The organism is Pseudomonas sp. LBUM1651, assembly GCF_059716135.1.
In genome coordinates, this window is record NZ_CP166805.1 from 2,081,553 (window position 1) to 2,101,783 (window position 20,231).

Below are 20,231 nucleotides of genomic sequence, written 5' to 3' on the forward strand. Positions count from 1 at the left end.
ATGAGTGATAAAGCAATCTTGAGCTGCCGCAACCTGGGCAAATCCTACGAGGAAGGTCCGGAGTCGGTAGAAGTTCTGGCCGGTCTGCAACTGGAGCTGCATCCGGGCGAGCGCGTGGCGATTGTCGGCACCTCGGGGTCGGGTAAAAGTACTTTGCTCAACCTGTTGGGCGGTCTCGATACGCCGACCAAGGGCAGCGTCTGGCTTGATGGTGAAGAGCTGTCGGCACTCAGCGAGAAAAATCGCGGTCTGTTGCGCAATCGGTCGCTGGGTTTCGTTTACCAGTTCCACCATTTGCTGCCGGAATTCACCGCGCTGGAAAACGTCTGCATGCCGCTGCTGATCGGCAAGACCGCAATCCCGGAAGCGCGCCAGCGTGCGACGGCGTTGTTGGAGCGGGTTGGGCTGGGCCATCGCCTCGAGCACAAACCGGCGGAATTGTCCGGTGGTGAACGTCAGCGTGTGGCCATCGCCCGCGCCCTGGTGAACAAGCCAGGTCTGGTGATGCTCGACGAGCCAACCGGCAACCTCGACTCCCACACCGCTCAGGGCATTCAGGATTTGATGCTGGAACTCAGCACCTCGATGCGCACAGCGTTCCTGGTGGTGACCCACGACATGAACCTGGCTCGCCAGATGGATCGCGTCCTGCATTTGCAGGAAGGTTGCCTGACGCCTATCTGATTGGCCGAAACCCGGTGTCTGAAAAGACGTCGGGTCTTTTTGTTTTTATACGGTGCCCCAGCGAATGTTCAGACCGTTATCGATCTTTATCGGCACGCGCTATACCCGCGCCAAGCGCCGCAATCGCTTTGTTTCGTTCATCTCGATGACCTCGATGATCGGCCTCGCCCTCGGTGTCCTGGCGATGATCGTGGTGCTGTCGGTGATGAACGGGTTCCAGCGCGAAATGAGCTCGCGCATCCTCGGCATGGTGCCCCACGCGACCATCGTCGGCGTCAATCCGATCGATGATTGGCAGCCGGTGGCCGCCGCCGCGATGAAAAACCCGGAAGTGACCGCCGCCGTGCCCTTCACCGAGATGGAAGGCATGCTCTCCTATAAAGGCACGATGCAGCCGATTCAGGTCAGCGGTGTCGATCCGGCACTGGAAGGCAAGGTCTCGATCGTTGCCCAGCACATCGTTCAGGGCCGTCTCGATGCCTTGAAGCCGGGCGAGTTCGGTGTGGTGATCGGTGAGATCACGGCGCGGCGTTTCCGCTTGAACGTCGGCGACAAGATCACTCTGATCGTGCCGGAAGTCAGCAACGCGCCGGGCGGAATTACCCCGCGCATGCAGCGACTGAACGTGGTGGGTGTGTTCAAGGTGGGCGCCGAGCTGGACGGCTCGATGGCACTGATCCACGTCGCCGATGCTGCGCAAATGCAGCATTGGGAACCGAATCAGGTGCAGAGCGTGCGCCTGGCGGTGAAGGATTTGTACGCGGCGCCGCAGGTTTCCAGCGACATTGCTGGCGGCCTGGGCAAGGCTTACAAGGCTGACGACTGGACCCACACCCAGGGCAGCCTGTTCAGCGCGATGAAAATGGAAAAAACCATGATCGGCCTGTTGTTGCTGATGATCGTTGCGGTGGCGGCGTTCAACATCATCGCCACCCTGATCATGGTGGTGAACGACAAGGGCGCGGACATCGCGATCCTGCGCACCATCGGCGCCACGCCACGGCAGATCATGGCGATCTTCATGGTCCAGGGCACGGTGATCGGGGTGGTCGGCACCTTGATCGGCGGCGTGCTCGGCGTGATTGCCGCGCTGAACGTCAGTGAGCTGGTGGGCTGGGTGGAGCGGGTGAGCGGGCAGCACATCTTCAGTTCCGATGTGTATTTCGTCAGCAACCTGCCTTCGGAATTGCAGGGCGGGGATGTGTTGTTGATTTGCTCGGCGGGGTTTGTGTTGAGCTTCCTCGCCACGGTTTACCCGGCGTGGCGTGCGGCGAAGATCGAGCCGGCTCACGCGTTGCGGTATTCGTAAGCCCTTAGACCTCCTTCGCGAGCAGGCTCGGCTCCTACAGTGGGCGGAGTCGTTCACAAATGTGTGATTCGACTCGGTCAACTGTAGGAGCCGAGCTTGCTCGCGATGAGGCCAGTCCTGCTGGCCTCAATCCCCTTTTGGTAACTCAATCACAAACCGCGTCCACCCATTCTCAGATTCACAACGAATCTGCCCACCATGGGCACGAACGATCGACTGGGTAATTGCCAATCCCAACCCCGCATGTTCACTACTGCCTTCCTGTCGGGCCGGATCCGCCCGGTAGAACCGATCAAACAAACGCGGCAGTAATGTCCCGTCAATGCCTTCACCGCTGTTCTCAACCGTCAGGCTCAACCCTTCAGGCCGCTCGATAATCCGTACACGAACCTCACCCTCGGCCGGCGTAAACCGCAACGCGTTATCCAGCAAATTGGAAAGTGCCCGCCGCAACATGCTCCGGTCACCCGCCATGCGCGCATGACCTTCACGACTCAACGTCACCCGAGCGTCCTCGGCCAGCGGCGCAAAAAACTCCAGCAACACATCCACTTCGTCCGCCAGTTCCAGCGGTTCACGCGTGGGCATCAACAAACCATGGTCAGCCTTGGCTAGGTACAACATGTCGTTGACCAGTTGCGCCATCCATTGCAGTTCTTCGAGGTTGCTGTGCAGCGCTTCGCGGTAATCCTCGATGGGCCGCGGGCGGGTGAGGGTGACCTGGGTGTGGGTCAGCAGGTTCGACAGCGGCGTGCGCAGTTCATGGGCGATGTCGGCGGAAAACGCCGAGAGCCGCTGAAAAGAGTCGTCGAGCCGTCCGAGCATGGCGTTGAAGTGGTGGGCCATTTCCGCGAGTTCAGGCGGCATGTCGTCTTCGGGCAGGCGAGCGTTGAGCGATTGCGCCGAAACACCGTGGGCAACCGCACTCATGCGTCGCAATGGACGTAACCCGCTGCGCGCCGCCCAGGCGCCGAGCAGCGCCGTGGCCAGGGCTGACAAGCCAACGGTGAGCCAGATCAAGTGCTGCATGCGTTGCAGAAAATGCTGGTGATGGGTGATGTCCAGCAGCAGAGTCAATTGCGGTGAATCAGGCTTGTCGACAAACAATGGCGCATTCAGGACTCGGTAGTCGGTGTCGTTGTCATTGATGGTCGACAAGCCCGGTTTTTGCGGGAGCTTGTCGGGCAGGCGCGTCGAACTGTCATACCAACGCTGGCCGTCGCTGCCGGTAATCCGCAGTGAAAGATCCGCCTGGCGACTCAATTCATCCGCCAGTTTGACTTCGCTTTCGCTCGACCGGATGTCGTGAAGCGCCCGACGCAAACCAATCAACTTGCCGTCCAGCAACTGCTGGTCCAGTTCAACAAAATGCGCCTCGCTGGCGCGACTGAACAACACCCCGGCGAACAACGAAACCACGGCGGTGCAGGCGGCAAACAGCAGCGCCAGGCGGCTGCTCAAGGACAGTCGGCGCATCAGGCAGGACGCTCTTCAAGGACATAACCCATGCCGCGCACGGTGTGGATCAACTTGTTCGGGAACTCGTCGTCGATCTTCAGGCGCAAACGGCGGATGGCGACTTCGATGACATTGGTGTCGCTGTCGAAATTCATGTCCCACACCTGGGAAGCGATCAGCGACTTGGGCAGCACTTCGCCCTGACGGCGCAGGAGCATTTCCAGCAGGGCGAATTCCTTGGCGGTCAGATCTATGCGTTGGCCGCTGCGTTCGACACGGCGGCGGATCAAATCCAGGCGCAAATCGGCCAGTTGCAGGCTGGTTTCCTGAGGCGAGGCGCTGCCTCTGCGCAACAGGCTGCGGACCCGTGCCAACAGTTCGGAGAAGGCGAACGGCTTGACCAGGTAATCGTCGGCGCCGAGTTCGAGGCCGTGGACCCTGTCCTCCACCGCATCTCGCGCTGTCAGAAAAAGTACTGGCGTATCGAGGCCTGCGCTGCGCACGGCTTGCAGGATTTGCCAGCCATCGCGCCCCGGCAGCATCACATCGAGGATCAGTAACGCATATTCACCACTCAGCGCCAATTGTTGACCGGTGCTGCCGTCGGCCACCAGATCGGTGGTGAACCCGGCCTCCGCCAGGCCCTGGCGCAGGTAATGGCCGGTTTTCGGTTGGTCTTCGACAATCAGCAGTTTCATGGGCGACTCGAGGCAAGTGGAACGAACGCTTTATACCGTGGGCAGCGTCAGTACAGGCCAACCTGACAAAGTTGTAATCTGGCCGTCAGGTTGTGGGCAGTGGCGGCAGTTTAAAGTTTTCCACAGGCTGAACCTTATCTTGTTGGAGTACGACTATGTTTTTGCGCACACCTCTGATGCTGGTCGCGTGTTTGCTGGCGTTGAGCTCGCCGGCGTGGGCATCGCCGGCGCACACCTACGACTTCGGTCAACCGGCCCCGGCGGCAAAGGCTGATCGCAGTGTCGAAGTGGTGATGGGCGACATGTCGTTCACCCTCAATGCCATCGATATCAAGGCTGGTGAGACGGTTCGCTTTGTGCTGGTGAATAAAGGCCAGTTACTGCACGAATTCAACCTTGGCGACGCGGCGATGCATGCAAAACATCAGCAGGAAATGTTGAAGATGCAGCAGAGCGGCATGCTTGCGCCTACAGGCATGAAGGAAATGGACCACGGTTCGATGGCTGGCATGGATCACGGAATGATGAAACACGACGACCCGAATAGCGTCCTCGTTGAACCTGGCAAAACCGCCGAGCTGGCCTGGACCTTCACCAAGGCCACCCGCCTGGAATTTGCCTGCAATATCCCTGGCCACTATCAGGCTGGCATGGTCGGCAAGTTGACTGTCAGTCAGTTAGCACTCAAAGGCGGGCGCAAAGGCTGGTAGAATCCGCTGATTCTTCAGTCAGGTTTCCGCCATGCATCCCGCAGCCGAACACTCGCCGCTGGGCAAATCCAGCGAATACATCGCCACTTACACGCCGTCCTTGCTGTTCCCGATCCCGCGCACCGCGAAATGGGCCGAGCTGGGCCTGACGGCAGAAACCCTGCCGTACAAGGGCGTGGACTTCTGGAACTGCTTCGAGCTGTCGTGGCTGTTGCCGTCCGGCAAACCCGTGGTGGCGATCGGCGAATTCAGCATCCCGGCGGATTCGCCGAACATCATCGAATCCAAGTCGTTCAAGCTGTACTTGAACTCGCTGAACCAGACGCCGTTTGCCGACGCCGCGAGCCTTGAAGCGACGCTGGTGAAAGACCTGTCCGCTGCGGCTGGCAAACCGGTTGGTGTGCGGATTCGCAGCCTGAAAGACGTTGAAGCCGAAGGCGTCGTGGCGCTGCCGGGCGTGTGCATCGATGATCTGGAGATCAGCGTCAGCAACTACGAGCATCCGCGGCCGGAGCTGCTGCGTTGCGACGCGTCGCGCATTGTCGAGGAGAGCGTGCACAGTCATTTGCTCAAGTCCAATTGCCCGGTCACCAGCCAGCCGGACTGGGGCAGCGTAGCGGTGGAATACCGTGGCGCGGCGCTGGATCATGCGAGTTTGCTGGAATACATCGTGAGTTTTCGCCAGCACTCGGACTTCCATGAACAGTGCGTGGAGCGGATTTTCCTCGACCTGCAACGGTTGCTGAAGCCGGAGAAGCTGACGGTGTATGCGCGATATGTGCGTCGGGGTGGGTTGGATATCAATCCGTATCGCAGCACTGAAGAAGTGCAACTGCCGAACCACCGCCTGGTTCGCCAATAAAGATTACTGTAGGAGCGAGCTTGCTCGCGATGGAGTGTCAGCTGCATTGGTGTCGACTGACACACCATCGCGAGCAAGCTCGCTCCTACAAGGGAGTGCGTTCAAATCGTAGATATGAAAAAGCCCCGCCATCACGGCAGGGCTTTTTTGTATCCGGTGGCTTCAGATCCCCATATTGCCCAGGGCCTGCACGATGTTGCGCAGTGTGCCGGCGAGGGTAGGGTGCTCAATTTCGAAGCGCTCTACGGCCAGATTCACATTGTCGGAGAGGCTGGAGTCCTGGGTTTTGGTTTCCAGTTCAAGCTCAAGTTCAATCTGTTGCATCAATGCATGCAGGTCTTCGCGCTCGGCTTCCGTCAGCGGCGGATTCTGTTCCAGTTGCTCGCGCAGAGTATTGAGCTGTTCTTGCAGTTCGCGGGCAGGCATGGCGTTCTTCCTTTTATCGATAGGCACTGGCATAGACCGCAGCAGTGCGCCAAAGGTCTATGGCTGACCTTTAGATTAATCCACTCGCGCGCAACCTGCATGCTTCGTAGGTGTAAGGCAGCGGTCAGGGCTTTTCGCCCTTGAGGCGGCGCAGGCTGATGTCGGCCAGACAGGTGTCGAGCTCACCGAGGTGATCGATCACCGAGTGCACGCCCAGGCTGAACAGTTGCACCGTTGCCTTGCCGCGCAGGTGTTCCCGTTCCTTTTGGCTCAAGGCTTGCCATTCGCTGGGCGCCAGCCCGCAGAGCGAGCCGCAGGAGGCCAGGCCAATCGTCCACAGCCCGGCATTCAGGCCCGACTGCAGCAATCGCGGTTCACCGCTGACCAGCACGCAGCCGTCCAAGCGCTCGACATTCAGCGCCATCAAGGCTTGCCAGCACGCATTCGGCGCGGGCCAAGGATTGATTGTTGCGGGGTGTTGCGAAGGTTTGATCCATTCCGGCAGAGCGGCGGCCAGGGAATGGCTAAGGGCAGGGGCGAGTTCGTCGAGCCAGGCGCAGGGAATCTGCTGACGTTGCAAACTGTGCAAACTGTCCAGAGCCCCCGGCGTGACCTCGGCGTGCTCGGCAGAATGGGCGTCGTGCTGGCGCGTGCGGGCGCCGAAATCCACCAGGCAACCGCTGAGGCCGAACAGGACGGCGGTCAGGCTGGGTGCGGCGAGGGGCAAGGCTTCGGCGTGCGGCATGTCAACGTCCCTGAAATAGCGACAAGGCTATGCGTTGCCGATGACAGTTGAGTGACATTGATGTGAATCGCTCACAGTCAGGGCGAATCATCCGTAGGCCATCACGCACGATACTGCCTAAAGGGGCTTTTCCACCTTATACTAGCCAGCTTAATGCCCGGGCCAAGACGCCCGCGCCAGTAAAAACCAAGGAGTTTTCTATGCGCTGGAGCAATCATCTAGCTCAGCTTTGTGTGTGCGCCAGTGTGTTGCTGGCTCCGTTCGTTGCCCAGGCAGCCTCGGAAGACGACCCTTGGGAAAGCATCAACCGTCCGATCTACAAATTCAACGATGTGGTCGACACCTATGCGCTGAAGCCTTTGGCGCAGGGTTACCAGTTCGTCACCCCGCAGTTTCTCGAAGACGGCATCCACAACATGTTCCGCAACGTCGGTGATGTCACCAACCTTGCCAACAACATCTTGCAGGCCAAACCGGCCGCCGCCGGGGTCGATACCGCGCGCCTGATCTTCAACACCACCTTCGGCGTGCTGGGCTTCTTCGACGTGGGCACTGAAATGGGCCTGAACCGTAGCGACGAAGACTTCGGTCAGACGCTGGGCTACTGGGGCGTAGGAAGCGGTCCGTACGTGATGCTGCCATTGCTGGGCCCAAGCACTCTGCGTGATGCTCCGGCGAAGTACGTCGATGGCTACACCGGCCCATACCCATACATTCACGATGTGCCGGTGCGTAACTCGATCTTCGGCCTCAACATCGTCGACACCCGCGCCAGCCTGCTGTCCGCCGAGAAGCTCATCAGCGGCGATAAGTACACCTTCATCCGTAATGCGTACTTGCAGAACCGCGAATTCAAAGTCAAAGACGGTCAGGTCGAAGACGATTTCTGATCTCGACCGGTAAAACGAAGAAGGCGGCCAGTTGGCCGCCTTCTTTGGTTTTGGATCCGGGTTATTTCATCTTCAAGATTGTAAGGCCGAGTGTCTGGCTGCCGCCGTCCTGTTCTTTGACCCACACCACTTCGGTGTCGGCCTCGAGGCCTTTGAGTGCCGCGTGATCGGAATCGATCCGCACGCTGAGGCGGTCACCAGCCTTGAACAAACGAGGCGCCTCAACCTGCATGCCACTGCTGGAAAGGTCGATACAGACGGCTGCAACTTCGTCTCCTTCATGAATCAGCGCAACATCGGCATCAACCCGCATGCGGATGAAATCACGCTTTTCGCTGTAGTCCCGATCGGTTTGACTCATGGGCTTGGTCCTTCCATTGGGTTACGGTTTTGCCTGTTCTTATAACTCCCGGTGATTTGACAAGTAAAGACGTCAAGCGACCATCGGCGTGAGCTTGAAACGCCCCGCGGATGGGAGTACCGTCTGCGCCTTAGAAGGGCACCTCTGGTGTGCCTGTGAGTAGGGCGAATGCCCGAAAGCGGTGCAACAGAGAGGCTAGAAAGCGAATCCAGTAGTGTGCGCGGGGTCAATTGCCCAGCCTGCTACGCCAACCTAATTCTGGCGCCGTTTGCCCACATGCCAAAAACCAGTGCCACGCTGCTGATAATCGATGATGACGAAGTAGTGCGCGCGAGCCTCGCCGCCTATTTGGAAGACAGTGGTTTCAGCGTCTTGCAGGCCAGCAATGGCCAGCAGGGTCTTCAGGTATTCGAGCAAGACAAGCCCGACTTGGTCATCTGCGATCTGCGCATGCCGCAGATGGGCGGACTCGAACTCATCCGCCAGGTCACCGAGCGGTCACCGCAAACCCCAGTGATTGTGGTGTCGGGTGCCGGCGTGATGAACGACGCGGTCGAGGCCTTGCGCCTGGGCGCAGCGGATTACCTGATCAAACCTCTCGAAGATCTGGCCGTGCTCGAGCACTCCGTGCGCCGGGCCTTGGACCGCGCGCGCCTGCTGCTGGAAAACCAGCGCTACCGCGAGAAGCTGGAAAAAGCAAACCGCGAGCTCGAAGCCAGCCTGAACCTGCTCCAGGAAGACCAAAACGCCGGTCGCCAAGTGCAGATGAACATGCTGCCGGTCAGCCCCTGGACCATCGACGAGTTCCAGTTTGCTCACCAGATCATCCCGTCGCTGTACCTGTCGGGTGATTTCGTCGACTATTTTCGGGTCGACGAGCGTCGGGTAGCTTTCTACCTGGCGGACGTTTCAGGTCATGGTGCTTCTTCAGCCTTCGTTACCGTGCTGCTGAAATTCATGACCACGCGCTTGCTGTTCGAATCCAAGCGCAATGGCACATTGCCGGAATTCAAGCCTTCAGAGGTCCTTGGTCATATCAACCGGGGCCTGATCAGTTGTAAGCTGGGCAAACACGTCACAATGGTCGGTGGAGTCATCGACGAGGAGACAGGTTTGTTGACCTATAGCATCGGCGGTCATTTGCCGTTGCCTGTGTTGTACACGCCAGACAGTGTCCGTTATCTGGAAGGGCGTGGCCTGCCGGTGGGCCTCTTCAATGAAGCCACCTACGAAGACCACGTGCTGGAACTGCCGCCGACGTTCAGCCTGACGCTGATGTCTGATGGCATTCTGGACCTTTTGCCAGAACCTACACTCAAAGAGAAAGAAGCGGCTTTACCCCAGCGGGTCAAGGCAGCGGGCGGCACCCTGGATGGGTTGCGGCAGGTTTTTGGATTGGCCACGCTAGGGGAGATGCCGGATGATATCGCCCTGTTGGTGTTGAGCAGGAATCTTTAATGAGTACCGGTAGAATCCAGTTCGCCGAGCAGGACGGCACCTTCGTCCTGAAGTTCGTCGGTGAAGTTCGCCTGACCCTGTGTTCGGCGTTGGATGCGACTATTGAGCGGATCTTCACGGCGTTGAACTTCAACGCGATCGTGATCGACCTGACCGAAACCCGCAGCATCGACAGCACCACCCTTGGCCTGCTGGCCAAACTGTCGATCCTGTCGCGGCAAAAGGTCGGCCTGCTGCCGACCGTCGTCACCACCCACGAAGACATCACCCGTCTGCTGCAGTCCATGGGCTTCGAGCAGGTGTTCAACATCGTTGACCGTCCGATCCCGTGCCCTGAATGCCTGACCGACCTGCCAGACCAGGATCAGTCCGAGGAAGTGGTGCGGATCAAGGTGCTTGAAGCGCACAAAATCCTGATGGGGCTGAACGATTCGAATCGTGAAGCGTTCCATGATCTGGTGAATGCGCTGGAGCGTCACTGATCCCTGTGGTGAGGGAGCTTGCTCCCGCTGGATTGCGTAGCAATCCCAAATCGACAGACACATAAAAAAGGGTGAACCCATCAAGGTTCGCCCTTTTTGCATTGCGATGAATTAGTTCACAGCTTGGCTTGCAGCAGCGCCTCAAGCTTTTCCTGGTCCCGAGCAAACTGACGAATTCCCTCAGCCAGTTTCTCGGTCGCCATCGCATCTTCGTTCGACAACCAACGGAACTGTGCTTCGTTCAGGCTCAAACGCGCCTCACCTGCATGACCCGGAGCGAGTTTACGCTCCAGTTTGCCCGTGTCCGCCGCCAGCTTATCGATCAAGTCAGGGCTGATGGTCAAACGGTCGCAACCGGCCAACTGCTCGATCTGATTCAGATTACGGAAGCTCGCGCCCATGACCACGGTCTTGTAGTCATTGGCCTTGTAGTAGTTGTAAATGCGCGTCACCGACTGCACGCCCGGATCATCCGCGCCGGTGTAGTCGTTGCCGTTGGCCTTCTTGTACCAGTCGTAGATCCGGCCCACGAACGGCGAAATCAGGAACACACCCGCATCGGCACACGCCGCCGCTTGAGCGAACGAGAACAGCAACGTCAGGTTGGTCTGGATGCCTTCTTTTTCCAGAATCTCGGCAGCGCGGATGCCTTCCCAGGTGGAAGCGATCTTGATCAGCACGCGGTCACGGCCAATGCCGGCCTTGTCGTACAGCTCGATCAGACGGTGCGCACGCTTCAAGACGGCGTCAGTGTCGAACGAGAGGCGCGCATCCACTTCAGTGGAAATACGGCCCGGAATCACTTTCAGAATCTCTTGCCCTACCGCAACGCCAAAACGGTCGCTGGCCAGGCCCACATCGCCCTTGCAGTCGCTGACGCAAGCGTTCAGCAACTCGGCATAACCGGGAATGGCCGCCGCTTTGAGCAGCAGGGAAGGGTTGGTGGTAGCGTCCACCGGTTTTACGCGAGCGATTGCTTCGAAGTCGCCGGTGTCGGCAACCACGGTGGTCATCTGTTTGAGTTGTTCCAGCTTGGAAGTCATGGGCGTGCTCTGTCCTATGGGTCTAATGACATTACCCGAGCGCTGACAGCCACTCAAGGGTGCATGTACGTATCGAAGGCCCCAGCGGCAACAACCTGAAAACGGCTGTTTGAATGGCGGGGCGCGGTGTCCGTAAATACGATGCCAAATCCGGGTACAGGTTCAATCGCTCTGATGGTTAGCGCGGCTTAGTGACTAGGGAACTGAGACTGCGTAGCCTTACATGCAATGCGATTGAGCTGAACGTGTCAATTTAAGTCAAGCGGCGCATGCCTGCCGCCTTGGCGGCTTTGCTGTCGAAGGTGACGATGTACTCGCAGCCCGCCGCGTTGGCGCTGCGCTCAATCAAGCAATCTGCGAAATCGGCGTTGGCCTGTGAGTAACTGCGCAACGCCTGCCAAACAGTTTCGGAATTTTCCACCGTCAACTCTCGAGTTCGCAAAAGCGTTTCGAGGACTGTAATGATTTCGCTTTTTGCGCTCTCGTAGCAGGATTGAAGTACCCAGACCAATTCGACTATTGAAACCATCGTGATGAAGCCTGGTGAGGTTGTTGTGAGCGATTCAATCAGTTCGGAGGCTTTAGCTGACTGCTTTTGATCATCTTGTGCGACATACCTGACCAATACGTTGGTATCCAGACCTATCATATGGCTTTGGATCCTTGTGCTGAGATAGCCTGGTTCATGTCTTCGATGCTTACAGCTTTCGCGGGTTTGCGAATGAGCCCTTTGAGGTCTCGAGCGGAATGTGTCGCGGCCATAATGGCGAATCTACCGTCGCCTAAGGCTACAAACTCGATACGATCGCCAGTGTCGAGTCCAAGGGACGCTCGTACCTGTGCCGGAATGGTTATTTGTCCTTTCGAGGTCAATGTGGCGGTTGCCATGGTAGATGCTCCGTAACTCAGTTTTCCTTACATTATGGTAAGGATGGTTGGAAATCAACGTTCAAAGGGATGCTGCGATGAAACGCATCAGGTTTTCAACGAAAACGAGGCTTACCCCTATTTTTTAGCTTTAGCTTCCCGATCCGTTAGCGCCCTTCAAGCAACTCCGCCGCCTGATCCAGCAACACCAAAGGCTCCTTGGCCTTATGAATATCCACCGACAACAACTGCCGAAACTTGCGTGCCCCCGGAAATCCGGTGCCAAGCCCCAGCACATGCCGGGTGATGTGATGCATCGACCCACCCGCATCAATATGCGCCGCTATATAAGGCCGCAACTGCGCCAGCGCCTCGGCTCGAGAGATCACCGGCGCCGTGCTGCCGAACAGTTGCTGATCCACCTCAGCCATCACATAAGGATTGTGATACGCCTCACGACCGAGCATCACGCCATCAAACGTCTGCAAATGCTCGTGACAGGCGTCCAGCGTCTTGATCCCACCGTTGAGAATAATCTCCAGCTCCGGAAAATCCGCCTTCAACTGCGCCGCCACGTCGTAGCGAAGGGGTGGAATGTCGCGGTTCTCCTTCGGCGACAACCCCTCCAGAATCGCGATACGTGCGTGCACCGTAAAACTCGTGCACCCGGCATCCCGAACCGTGCCGACGAAATCACACAACTCCTCGTAACTGTCCCGCCCGTTAATCCCGATCCGATGCTTCACCGTCACCGGAATCGACACCGCATCGCGCATCGCTTTCACGCAGTCAGCCACCAACTGCGGATGCCCCATCAGCACCGCGCCGATCATATTGTTTTGCACCCGATCACTCGGACAGCCCACATTCAGGTTCACCTCGTCGTAATCGTGGTCCTGAGCCATGCGGGCGCAGGCGGCCAGGTCCAGCGGAACACTGCCACCGAGTTGCAGGGCGAGCGGGTGTTCGGCTTCGTTGTGGCGCAGGAAGCGGTCGTGATCGCCGTTTAGGAGCGCGCCGGTGGTGACCATTTCGGTGTAGAGGAGGGCGTGCTTGGAGAGCAGGCGCAGGAAGAAACGGCAGTGGCGGTCTGTCCAATCCATCATCGGCGCCACACTGAAGCGGCGAGAGGGCTCGGAACGGGTCTTGCTAGTGTTTACGGGTGCTTCAGACTTTTCGAAATTCATTGATACTGATCTTTTATACAGCAGTTTTTACCCATTTTTCCTTGTTTTTCGAAGTCGGTTGCTACAATGTAGCAAACGAATTCCGCAATGTAGCAACTGGAAATGGGCACGATCACATCACGCAAGCGCAAGGACAATTCGACGGCCTACACGGCGCAGATACGGATCAATCGGGACGGGAAGACAGTTTATCAGGAAAGCCAAACCTTCGATCGCAAGCAAGTTGCCCAGGCCTGGATCAAACGTCGGGAGACCGAGCTGGCCGAGCCAGGTGCGATTGAGCGCGCGAAACGCAAAGGCGTGACAATCAAGAAAATGATCGAGCAGTACCTGGATGAATACGAAAAGATCCGGCCACTGGGTAAGACCAAAAACGCGACGCTGAATGCGATCAAAGACACCTGGCTTGGCGAGCTCGATGACTCGGCGCTGACCAGCCAAAAGCTGGTGGAGTTCGCGCAGTGGCGGATGGGCAAGGAGGGCGGTGGCGTCCAGGCGCAGACAGTCGGCAACGATCTCTCGCACTTAGGCGCGGTGCTGTCGGTGGCGCGGCCAGCGTGGGGTTATGAGGTGGATCCGTTGGCCATGCCGGATGCGCGCAGGGTGTTGCGTAAGCTGGGCATGGTGAGCAAGAGCAAGGAGCGCAACCGTCGGCCAACCTTGGAAGAGTTGGACAAGCTCATGGCGCATTTCTTCGAGATGCAGACGCGGCGCAAATCCCAGATCGATATGCCAAAGATCATCGCTTTTTCGATCTTCTCGACGCGCCGGCAAGAGGAGATCACGCGAATTCGCTGGGAGGATCTGGACTGCGCTCGGCAAGCCATCCTGGTACGCGACATGAAAAACCCCGGGCAGAAGATCGGCAATGACGTGTGGTGTCATCTGCCGGATGAGGCGTGGGCGATTCTGCAAAGCATGCCCAAGGTCGAGAGGGAGATCTTTCCATACAACGCCAAGTCGGTGTCGGCGTCGTTCACACGGGCGTGCCCGTTGCTAGGGATTGAAAACCTGCATTTTCATGACCTGCGGCATGAAGGGGTAAGCCGGTTATTTGAGATGGACTGGGATATTCCGAGGGTATCGAGTGTTTCGGGACATAGAGATTGGAATTCCCTACGGCGCTACACCCATCTGCGAGGGCGCCAAGATCGATACGAAAAATGGAGCTGGAATAAGAAGGTTATGGCTTGACGTTACGCCGTAAGATTATTTTTTCAGGTCTTGAAAAATTGGATCCAAGCCCCAATTTTTCAATTGGCAGGCAAAAAATAATCGGAGCATCAAAATGAAGCAGTACTACATCACCGCCATTCGTTTAGATAGTGAAGACGAGCACATTGAGTGGGTCAAAATCCGTAAACATGGTACGAAAGAGCATTACATTATTCATCGTGCGTTAGCTGCACATTTGATTGAGTCCGATATTTCTTTCAAAACTCGGTATTTTCACAATAAAAAATGGAACACAGGGGCTGAGGTCGAGGTTTTTGATGAGACCTTCCTTAGGGCGAATCCCAACTCAACGGCCCTCGATAATCTGAGAAATCTTGAAGTGTTTTGAGGTTTGATTTTTTGGTTGCATGCTACAAGCGCCTCCTAGAACGAATGCCTGTCAAGCTAGGAGGCGTGCTATTTCCTTGGGGTTGGGGATTGATTTAAGCTGCTCTGCCCATCAATTGATTTTGTTCCCTCGTAGCCTTTTCCCGCTGGCGATCGATGTAATCCGCCAGATCCTTCAAGTGAATGCCAAGCGCAGCTTTTTGAGAGTTTGCACCCAATCGCACGACTGGAATATCAATCTCGCCGTCCAGTTGTTTTCGCTTGAACTTCTCCACCGTTAAATGCATGTAATCCGCGCACACTCGGTCAAGTGGAATGACCGCCTGCCCATCGTACTGAGCCATGAGCAAAAACAAGGTATTCATTGCAACACCTCTTGTGTGGACATGCTCAGGGCAATCGCTAGCGGTTTTACCCAGATCGACACATTACTCAGCATGAACGTCTCGCCAGCCTCCGAGAGCAAAAGCGTCATACCGAACACGTCGGCCATGGCCTTTGCTGCGGCACGAGGCACAGCGTTGCCGATGCGCTCCCGGTGATTGCCATCGTTAATGCCGTCCAGCTGGAAAATCCGCGCCTGCTCGATCTTGCGAATGCGATGTATAGTGCGGATCTCGTTGGTCGTCTGCGGATCTGCTGACCAATGTTCGTCCGGATCGAATAGCGATTGCAGGGCGGCCAGTTCCAGCGTTGTGAAAGGGCGGTGCCAGGTGCCGTCGAGGCTGGTGATCATGCAAGTCAGCCGGTCGTCGGGCGCCGGCATCCGCTGGTCTGCAACTGACCAACGGCCGTTGTCGTGGCGGGCACTGGCAGAAACGGCTCCGGCAGTTTCCTTCCAGTCGACCACCCCGTAATGCCCGCCGGTGATGTAGGCATCGCCTTTTTTGCGTGACATGCCGGTGCGCGGATCGGCGATGGACAGGGCGCCACTGGCGACCTGCTGCGAACCGGTGACGGTCCTGGCACTGTCGCACCAAGGCGTGATGCGCAGCTTTTGAGTACTCGCGTCTGGGTGCCAGTTCTTGTATGCGGGATCTGCAACTGCAAAAGCCCCTTGCCCGGTGGTGCTGCCGGCGATCACGGTGCCGGCTGGTTTGGTGTAGTCGGTGACCAGGTACTTGCCGAAGCCCTTCGACGGTTGTCGAGGGTCGGCCACTGCCTGTCCGCCCGAGCTTGGTCCGTGGCGAGCCGTCACGGTGCCGGCGGCCTGATCGATGGGCACCACCCGGAACACGTTGTTGTGGCGTTCGCCGCTCATCCGAGGATCTGCAACGCTGAATGTCCCTTGCCCTGGGCTGCGTTGCCCGGTGACAACGCCGCAATGGCGGTCATAGGGCAGAACTCCGAATTGCGTGTACTCGAACTTGTTGGTGGGCCGTGGGTCGGCTACCGAGAATTTGCCATTGGTTGGGCTGGACCGGCCGGCCACTGTGCCAGCGGTGTCCTGCCAATCATGTACGCCGAGATAACCTGCGCGGTATTCCGGCACGATCACGAAGTCACGCAGATGGCCGTCCTCGATCGCGAAACGGCTCAGACTTCTCCAATCTTTGCCAGCTTCGACCAGGGCCATACGGTAGGTGGGGTTTATGGATCGCATACGAATCTGCGGCGTGGTTCTGGAGTTCGAAGGGCCTGAACTTATTAGCGGATGCCGGAGACTTCGTTGGCGTCACGCGGCGCATCAATGGTGGCAAAAACGGTTTGGCCGAGCGCCAAGCGTTCTACAGCGCCGCGCAGAAGGTGCTGGCATGACTTCTATCTGGCTGCGAATCCTTCCTAATTTAGCCGCAATAGCATTGGTGGCTGGGATCTTGTTCAGTGCTTACCACCACGGCGTGACTGTTACCGAAAAAAAGTGGGTAGCTGCCTGGCATCGTCGCGATGCCGACGACAAAGTCGCCGCACTGGAAAACGAAATAAATGCGCGCGCCAAAGAGCAAGCAAATCAACAATCAATCAACAAGGCGATTCAAAATGGCCAGCGAATCATTGACCAAGCTACCGCAGATGCTAATACCGCTCGTGTTTCTGCTAACCGGCTGCGCAGCGCAGTCGACACCCTTGCTCGGCGCCTCGCAGGCAGCCAAAGCAGCGGCAATTCCTGCACTGCCACCGCAAGCCAGGCAGCGACCCGTGCCGCAATGGTGTTTGCCGACATGCTCCAGCGCGCTGACCAAAGAGCGGGAGATCTGGCAGACTTTGCTGATCAAAGCCACGTCCGAGGACTGACCTGCGAACAGGCATATGATGGGGTCAGCAGGCAGTAGTGCGGAGACTGAGTCATAGCCTTTAAGGCAGAAGTATTACCACTGCGCCATCACCTCGTTCAGCTTTTCTTTCGACAATGTAAGAAATGCATCCTCCACCCGGGGATCTGTATAAGCACCACTCGAATCCCTTTCGAGAAGAGAGGCGTCTAAAATTCCTTCCTCAAATTCTCCCCGGCACTCTTCGAAGGCAGTCCTGGGGATAGAAAAGAATGCTGTGAACGCGTGGAAAATCCTTCCGATTAAGGTAGACATATTCCTTTCTCCTTTTACTTCCGTGATGAACGCAAAGCTATCTTATTACAAATGAGTATTCGGAGCATGGTATGGCCGGTAAAAGACGCGGAGTGTGGGTTTTTCCGCAACCTACTAACGCAGATGCCTATGCCCCTAAAATTTTTAACGCTGGTAATTGATCGGTTTCAGACCCCCCGTTCAGCCTGCATGTCGGAGGTGGAGCCTTCCTCAAGGAAATGAGGAAGGCTTTTGCGTTGTAATTACAAACGATTGAGATTATCTAAAACGTCAACAACTCTGCGTTGCTGCTCCGCTGACAAGCCAACCCAGAGGGGCAATCGGATTAATCTTTCAGACTGACGGACTGTTACTTCAAGCTCGCCATGTGCCCGGCCGTATCGAATTCCAGCGGGGGAAGAGTGGAGAGGCACGTAGTGGAACACCGACAAAATTTGATTACGCTTAAATTCGGCCAGTACCTTCTGCCTATCAATTTCTGACGCCAGTAACACGTAGTACATATGGGCATTGTGTTGGCAACCTTCAGGCACGATCGGCCTGCGCAGGACGCCTTTGGCTTCAAGTGGTTCGAGAAGCTCGTGGTAGCGCCTCCAACTATCCAACCGGTCTTCAGTTATTCGATCCGCCTCCTCAAGTTGTGCCCACAAGAAAGCAGCGATCAGCTCACCCGGCAAAAATGACGAGCCCACCTCTTGCCAAGTGTATTTATCAACTTCGCCGCGGAAAAACCGACTACGATCAGTCCCCTTTTCCCGAATGACTTCCGCACGCAGAGCCATCTTCGGATCGTTAACGAGCAAAGCACCACCCTCGCCGGAAATCACGTTTTTGGTTTCGTGAAAGCTGTAGGCACCAATATCGCCAATACTTCCAAGCGCACGCCCCTTGTAGCTTGCCATTACTCCCTGTGCAGCGTCTTCGACCACTTTCAGACCGTGTTTTTTTGCGATGGACATGATTGTGTCCATCTCGCATGCAATTCCAGCATAGTGCACCGGCACGATCGCACGCGTCCGTGAAGTGATCGCAGCTTCAATGAGCCTTTCGTCCAGATTCAGTGTGTCTTCTCGGATATCAACAAATACCGGGACGCCACCACGCAGTACAAAAGCATTGGCTGTAGATACGAAGGTGTAAGACGGCATGATTATCTCGTCACCTGGCTGAATATCCAGCAGCAAGGCGGCCATCTCAAGCGCGGCGGTGCAAGAATGTGTCAATAAAGCCTTACTGCACCCACTATTCTGCTCTAGCCAATTATGGCACCGTTTAGTAAATGGACCGTCGCCAGCCAGCATGTTGCCAAACTTTGCCTCTGCGATGTAATAAAGCTCTTTTCCCGTCATGTGGGGTCGGTTAAATTGAATTGTCTTATCCATTGCTCAAGCCCCTTAAGTCTATGCGAACCTGTCGCCAAAACTAGATGTTGATGGAAGAAGTGTTTCACGCTTATGTGAAGCGATCAACAATTTCAATAATTTAAAGATCATGGCTTTTTACAAGTATTCGGCAGATGCTGTAAAAAAAAACCGCAGGGGTAATGAACGAACTCACTTACCTTCGTTTGAATGATTTCTTTCGTATTCGAAATCATATGTCCTTCCTAGCTATAATTAGTCTTGAACCGCCGAGTGCGAAATTTGCGCCTAATTTAATTAGTCTTTGTTCTATGCGCATTATGCCTAGAAAAACATTATTTAGTAATTTGGGAAGACGCAATTCAGCCGTAACATCGTGTTCAATATTTTTATTGTTCGGGGGGCGGCGTGATAACATCATCGCAGGCAGCAACAAACTTACAAATGAGGTACTTCGCTCTATGCGGAAACCGGCGTCAATGACTTTTTTATGCAGTTCTCTAGCCGTATATCGGCGTACGTGACAAGCGTAGTCATCGTTTGCGCTCCACAACCAGGGATGTTGCGGTATCGTCAACAATAAAACCCCCGTGGGTTTAAGAGCCTTATGCAATTGTGTAAGGACAGATTCATCTTCCTCAATGTGCTCGAGTACGTCGAAAGCGCCAATCGCATCGAACTCGTTAAAAAACGGTACATGTCGCGCATCCATTTGCATGAACTGGGCTGTGGGTACGCGCGCAGCAGCGTGCGATAAACCGGTGAGAAAAATTTCACTTCCGCTTAGCGCCATCTCTGGATGATTCCTGGCAATGCCAGATAACACAAAGCCAGTGCCACAGCCTACCTCCAGCAGGGAATGAGCGTTTGGTTTATATGTTTGCAGCGCCCAAAGAATAAGTTCGTTACGTGCTCGAAACCAAAAATTGGCGGCCTCCAAACTGGCTAGTTCTTCGAAATACTCGGGATTGAAACCACCTCCACCATTCGCGAACTCCTCAGCGTGTGCATCGAAGCCATTCAACCGAACTGGTTCATATCCGCATGCGGGACAAATCCATACGTCCGAAGAAAATGCATGTGCGCACTTCAGGCAGCTTCTCATTACCTTGTTCTCCAGTTTTCAGTGGTGCGCGGCGGAAACACGAAAGCCCGCGATAGGATAAACAAAAAAATCGCCACTACGACAATTGCTATCGCCTGGACGATCTGATGCGGAAATCCCAACCAGTCTACGAATAGCAATAACAGTAGAAAATTCAACAGATAACCCAATAACTGCGCCAATAGATAGCGGATACCAGCACTGCCGATATGCCCATCATGCCCAAAGGTGAAGCGTCGATTAGCAAAAAAACCAATAATCGCGCCGGCAGAGTACAGAACCGTCATTGTCAATTTTGGCGTATTCCCAAAATATGTCAGGAGAATATACAACCCGTAGCCGGCAAGATTAGTTAGTGCGCCTATTAACAAATAACTGAATATCTGCCGTAAAGATTTTCTCCGTGCTGAATGGTTCATATGCAACTCAAGGCTCACTTGTGGCGACCTGTCTGTTTGCGGAAGCAAAATCGAGATCAGGGTAAATGATATCTT

The 20,231-nt window shown here is 56.1% G+C and carries 24 protein-coding genes and 2 pseudogenes; 11 read left to right on the forward strand and 15 right to left on the reverse strand.

Going from position 1 to position 20,231, the window contains the following annotated elements; translation table 11 throughout:
- Together lolD and ACA066_RS09540 are read left to right on the forward strand one after the other, a co-directional pair.
- Positions 1-684, forward strand: coding sequence for a lipoprotein-releasing ABC transporter ATP-binding protein LolD (gene lolD / locus ACA066_RS09535; RefSeq protein WP_167362922.1), 684 nt, complete (start codon positions 1-3; stop codon positions 682-684).
- 64 nt (positions 685-748) lie between these two features.
- Positions 749-1,993 (forward strand): lipoprotein-releasing ABC transporter permease subunit, encoded by a 1,245-nt coding sequence (locus tag ACA066_RS09540; protein WP_497698999.1) that lies wholly within the window; start codon positions 749-751, stop codon positions 1,991-1,993.
- Between the two features lie 126 nt (positions 1,994-2,119).
- Here the strand turns inward: ACA066_RS09540 and ACA066_RS09545 are convergent, their stop codons facing one another.
- Together ACA066_RS09545 and ACA066_RS09550 are read right to left on the reverse strand one after the other, a co-directional pair.
- Positions 2,120-3,469, reverse strand: a complete 1,350-nt coding sequence (locus tag ACA066_RS09545; RefSeq protein WP_497699000.1) for a heavy metal sensor histidine kinase — start codon at positions 3,467-3,469, stop codon at positions 2,120-2,122.
- Entirely contained in the window at positions 3,469-4,149 is a 681-nt protein-coding gene (locus tag ACA066_RS09550) for a heavy metal response regulator transcription factor (protein ID WP_497699001.1), read from the reverse strand. The genes ACA066_RS09545 and ACA066_RS09550 overlap by 1 nt, the downstream gene beginning before the upstream one ends.
- Before the next feature lie 155 nt (positions 4,150-4,304).
- Between ACA066_RS09550 and copI the strand changes: the two genes are divergently transcribed.
- Together copI and queF are read left to right on the forward strand one after the other, a co-directional pair.
- Complete coding sequence (gene copI, locus ACA066_RS09555) at positions 4,305-4,859, forward strand: copper-resistant cuproprotein CopI (RefSeq protein WP_497699002.1); 555 nt, start codon at positions 4,305-4,307, stop codon at positions 4,857-4,859.
- Between the two features lie 31 nt (positions 4,860-4,890).
- Positions 4,891-5,721 carry an NADPH-dependent 7-cyano-7-deazaguanine reductase QueF gene (gene queF / locus ACA066_RS09560; RefSeq protein ID WP_497699003.1) on the forward strand — a complete coding sequence of 277 codons (831 nt, stop codon included), beginning with the start codon at positions 4,891-4,893 and terminating at the stop codon, positions 5,719-5,721.
- Positions 5,722-5,883: 162 nt separating this feature from the next.
- Here queF and ACA066_RS09565 read toward each other — a convergent pair whose 3' ends face one another.
- On the reverse strand, positions 5,884-6,147 hold the full coding sequence (locus ACA066_RS09565; RefSeq protein WP_497699004.1) for a DUF4404 family protein: 264 nt from the start codon (positions 6,145-6,147) through the stop codon (positions 5,884-5,886).
- Between the two features lie 124 nt (positions 6,148-6,271).
- Entirely contained in the window at positions 6,272-6,892 is a 621-nt protein-coding gene (gene pcrP / locus ACA066_RS09570) for an HAD superfamily inactivated hydrolase PcrP (RefSeq protein WP_497699005.1), read from the reverse strand.
- A gap of 200 nt (positions 6,893-7,092) precedes the next feature.
- On the opposite strand from pcrP, the gene ACA066_RS09575 reads away from it, so the two are divergent.
- Positions 7,093-7,782 carry an MlaA family lipoprotein gene (locus ACA066_RS09575; protein ID WP_497699006.1) on the forward strand — a complete coding sequence of 230 codons (690 nt, stop codon included), beginning with the start codon at positions 7,093-7,095 and terminating at the stop codon, positions 7,780-7,782.
- A 61-nt stretch (positions 7,783-7,843) separates the two neighbouring features.
- Here ACA066_RS09575 and ACA066_RS09580 read toward each other — a convergent pair whose 3' ends face one another.
- Positions 7,844-8,143, reverse strand: coding sequence for a PilZ domain-containing protein (locus ACA066_RS09580; protein WP_497699007.1), 300 nt, complete (start codon positions 8,141-8,143; stop codon positions 7,844-7,846).
- Positions 8,144-8,419: 276 nt separating this feature from the next.
- On the opposite strand from ACA066_RS09580, the gene rssB reads away from it, so the two are divergent.
- Both rssB and rssC read left to right on the forward strand, forming a co-directional pair.
- Complete coding sequence (rssB, locus tag ACA066_RS09585) at positions 8,420-9,601, forward strand: two-component system response regulator RssB (RefSeq protein ID WP_084323765.1); 1,182 nt, start codon at positions 8,420-8,422, stop codon at positions 9,599-9,601.
- Positions 9,601-10,083 carry an anti-sigma factor antagonist RssC gene (gene rssC, locus ACA066_RS09590; RefSeq protein ID WP_007935262.1) on the forward strand — a complete coding sequence of 161 codons (483 nt, stop codon included), beginning with the start codon at positions 9,601-9,603 and terminating at the stop codon, positions 10,081-10,083. The genes rssB and rssC overlap by 1 nt, the downstream gene beginning before the upstream one ends.
- A gap of 116 nt (positions 10,084-10,199) precedes the next feature.
- On the opposite strand, the gene tal is transcribed toward rssC, so the two are convergent.
- The 4 genes from tal to dusA form a co-directional block, all read right to left on the reverse strand.
- Complete coding sequence (gene tal, locus ACA066_RS09595; protein WP_084318046.1) at positions 10,200-11,126, reverse strand: transaldolase; 927 nt, start codon at positions 11,124-11,126, stop codon at positions 10,200-10,202.
- Between the two features lie 253 nt (positions 11,127-11,379).
- Positions 11,380-11,775 (reverse strand): type II toxin-antitoxin system VapC family toxin, encoded by a 396-nt coding sequence (locus tag ACA066_RS09600; protein ID WP_497699008.1) that lies wholly within the window; start codon positions 11,773-11,775, stop codon positions 11,380-11,382.
- The gene (locus tag ACA066_RS09605; protein WP_497699009.1) at positions 11,772-12,014 is read right to left on the reverse strand and encodes an AbrB/MazE/SpoVT family DNA-binding domain-containing protein; all 243 of its coding nucleotides are present in this window, start codon (positions 12,012-12,014) and stop codon (positions 11,772-11,774) included. The genes ACA066_RS09600 and ACA066_RS09605 overlap by 4 nt, the downstream gene beginning before the upstream one ends.
- A gap of 146 nt (positions 12,015-12,160) precedes the next feature.
- The gene (gene dusA / locus ACA066_RS09610; protein WP_497699010.1) at positions 12,161-13,180 is read right to left on the reverse strand and encodes a tRNA dihydrouridine(20/20a) synthase DusA; all 1,020 of its coding nucleotides are present in this window, start codon (positions 13,178-13,180) and stop codon (positions 12,161-12,163) included.
- A gap of 102 nt (positions 13,181-13,282) precedes the next feature.
- On the opposite strand from dusA, the gene ACA066_RS09615 reads away from it, so the two are divergent.
- Together ACA066_RS09615 and ACA066_RS09620 are read left to right on the forward strand one after the other, a co-directional pair.
- Positions 13,283-14,374 carry a site-specific integrase gene (locus ACA066_RS09615; protein ID WP_497699011.1) on the forward strand — a complete coding sequence of 364 codons (1,092 nt, stop codon included), beginning with the start codon at positions 13,283-13,285 and terminating at the stop codon, positions 14,372-14,374.
- Between the two features lie 94 nt (positions 14,375-14,468).
- The gene (locus ACA066_RS09620) at positions 14,469-14,744 is read left to right on the forward strand and encodes a DUF3892 domain-containing protein (protein WP_497699012.1); all 276 of its coding nucleotides are present in this window, start codon (positions 14,469-14,471) and stop codon (positions 14,742-14,744) included.
- A gap of 94 nt (positions 14,745-14,838) precedes the next feature.
- On the opposite strand, the gene ACA066_RS09625 is transcribed toward ACA066_RS09620, so the two are convergent.
- Both ACA066_RS09625 and ACA066_RS09630 read right to left on the reverse strand, forming a co-directional pair.
- A complete protein-coding gene (locus tag ACA066_RS09625) occupies positions 14,839-15,108 on the reverse strand; it encodes a pyocin activator PrtN family protein (protein ID WP_497699013.1) in 270 nt (89 codons plus the stop codon).
- A pseudogene (locus ACA066_RS09630) lies at positions 15,105-16,322 on the reverse strand (DNA cytosine methyltransferase); the annotation flags it as partial. The gene ACA066_RS09625 and the pseudogene ACA066_RS09630, both read right to left, overlap by 4 nt.
- Before the next feature lie 29 nt (positions 16,323-16,351).
- Here ACA066_RS09630 and ACA066_RS09635 point away from each other — a divergent pair.
- Both ACA066_RS09635 and ACA066_RS09640 read left to right on the forward strand, forming a co-directional pair.
- Positions 16,352-16,501 (forward strand): annotated as a pseudogene (locus ACA066_RS09635) (glycoside hydrolase family 19 protein); the annotation flags it as partial.
- A complete protein-coding gene (locus tag ACA066_RS09640) occupies positions 16,498-17,016 on the forward strand; it encodes a DUF2514 domain-containing protein (protein ID WP_497699014.1) in 519 nt (172 codons plus the stop codon). The pseudogene ACA066_RS09635 and the gene ACA066_RS09640, both read left to right, overlap by 4 nt.
- A 36-nt stretch (positions 17,017-17,052) precedes the next feature.
- On the opposite strand, the gene ACA066_RS09645 is transcribed toward ACA066_RS09640, so the two are convergent.
- The 4 genes from ACA066_RS09645 to ACA066_RS09660 form a co-directional block, all read right to left on the reverse strand.
- On the reverse strand, positions 17,053-17,271 hold the full coding sequence (locus tag ACA066_RS09645; protein ID WP_497699015.1) for a hypothetical protein: 219 nt from the start codon (positions 17,269-17,271) through the stop codon (positions 17,053-17,055).
- A 242-nt stretch (positions 17,272-17,513) separates the two neighbouring features.
- Complete coding sequence (rffA, locus tag ACA066_RS09650; protein ID WP_497699016.1) at positions 17,514-18,653, reverse strand: dTDP-4-amino-4,6-dideoxygalactose transaminase; 1,140 nt, start codon at positions 18,651-18,653, stop codon at positions 17,514-17,516.
- A gap of 211 nt (positions 18,654-18,864) precedes the next feature.
- On the reverse strand, positions 18,865-19,656 hold the full coding sequence (locus ACA066_RS09655) for a class I SAM-dependent methyltransferase (protein ID WP_497699017.1): 792 nt from the start codon (positions 19,654-19,656) through the stop codon (positions 18,865-18,867).
- A gap of 80 nt (positions 19,657-19,736) precedes the next feature.
- Positions 19,737-20,156, reverse strand: coding sequence for a GtrA family protein (locus ACA066_RS09660; protein WP_497699018.1), 420 nt, complete (start codon positions 20,154-20,156; stop codon positions 19,737-19,739).
- Between the last annotated feature and the right edge of the window lie 75 nt (positions 20,157-20,231).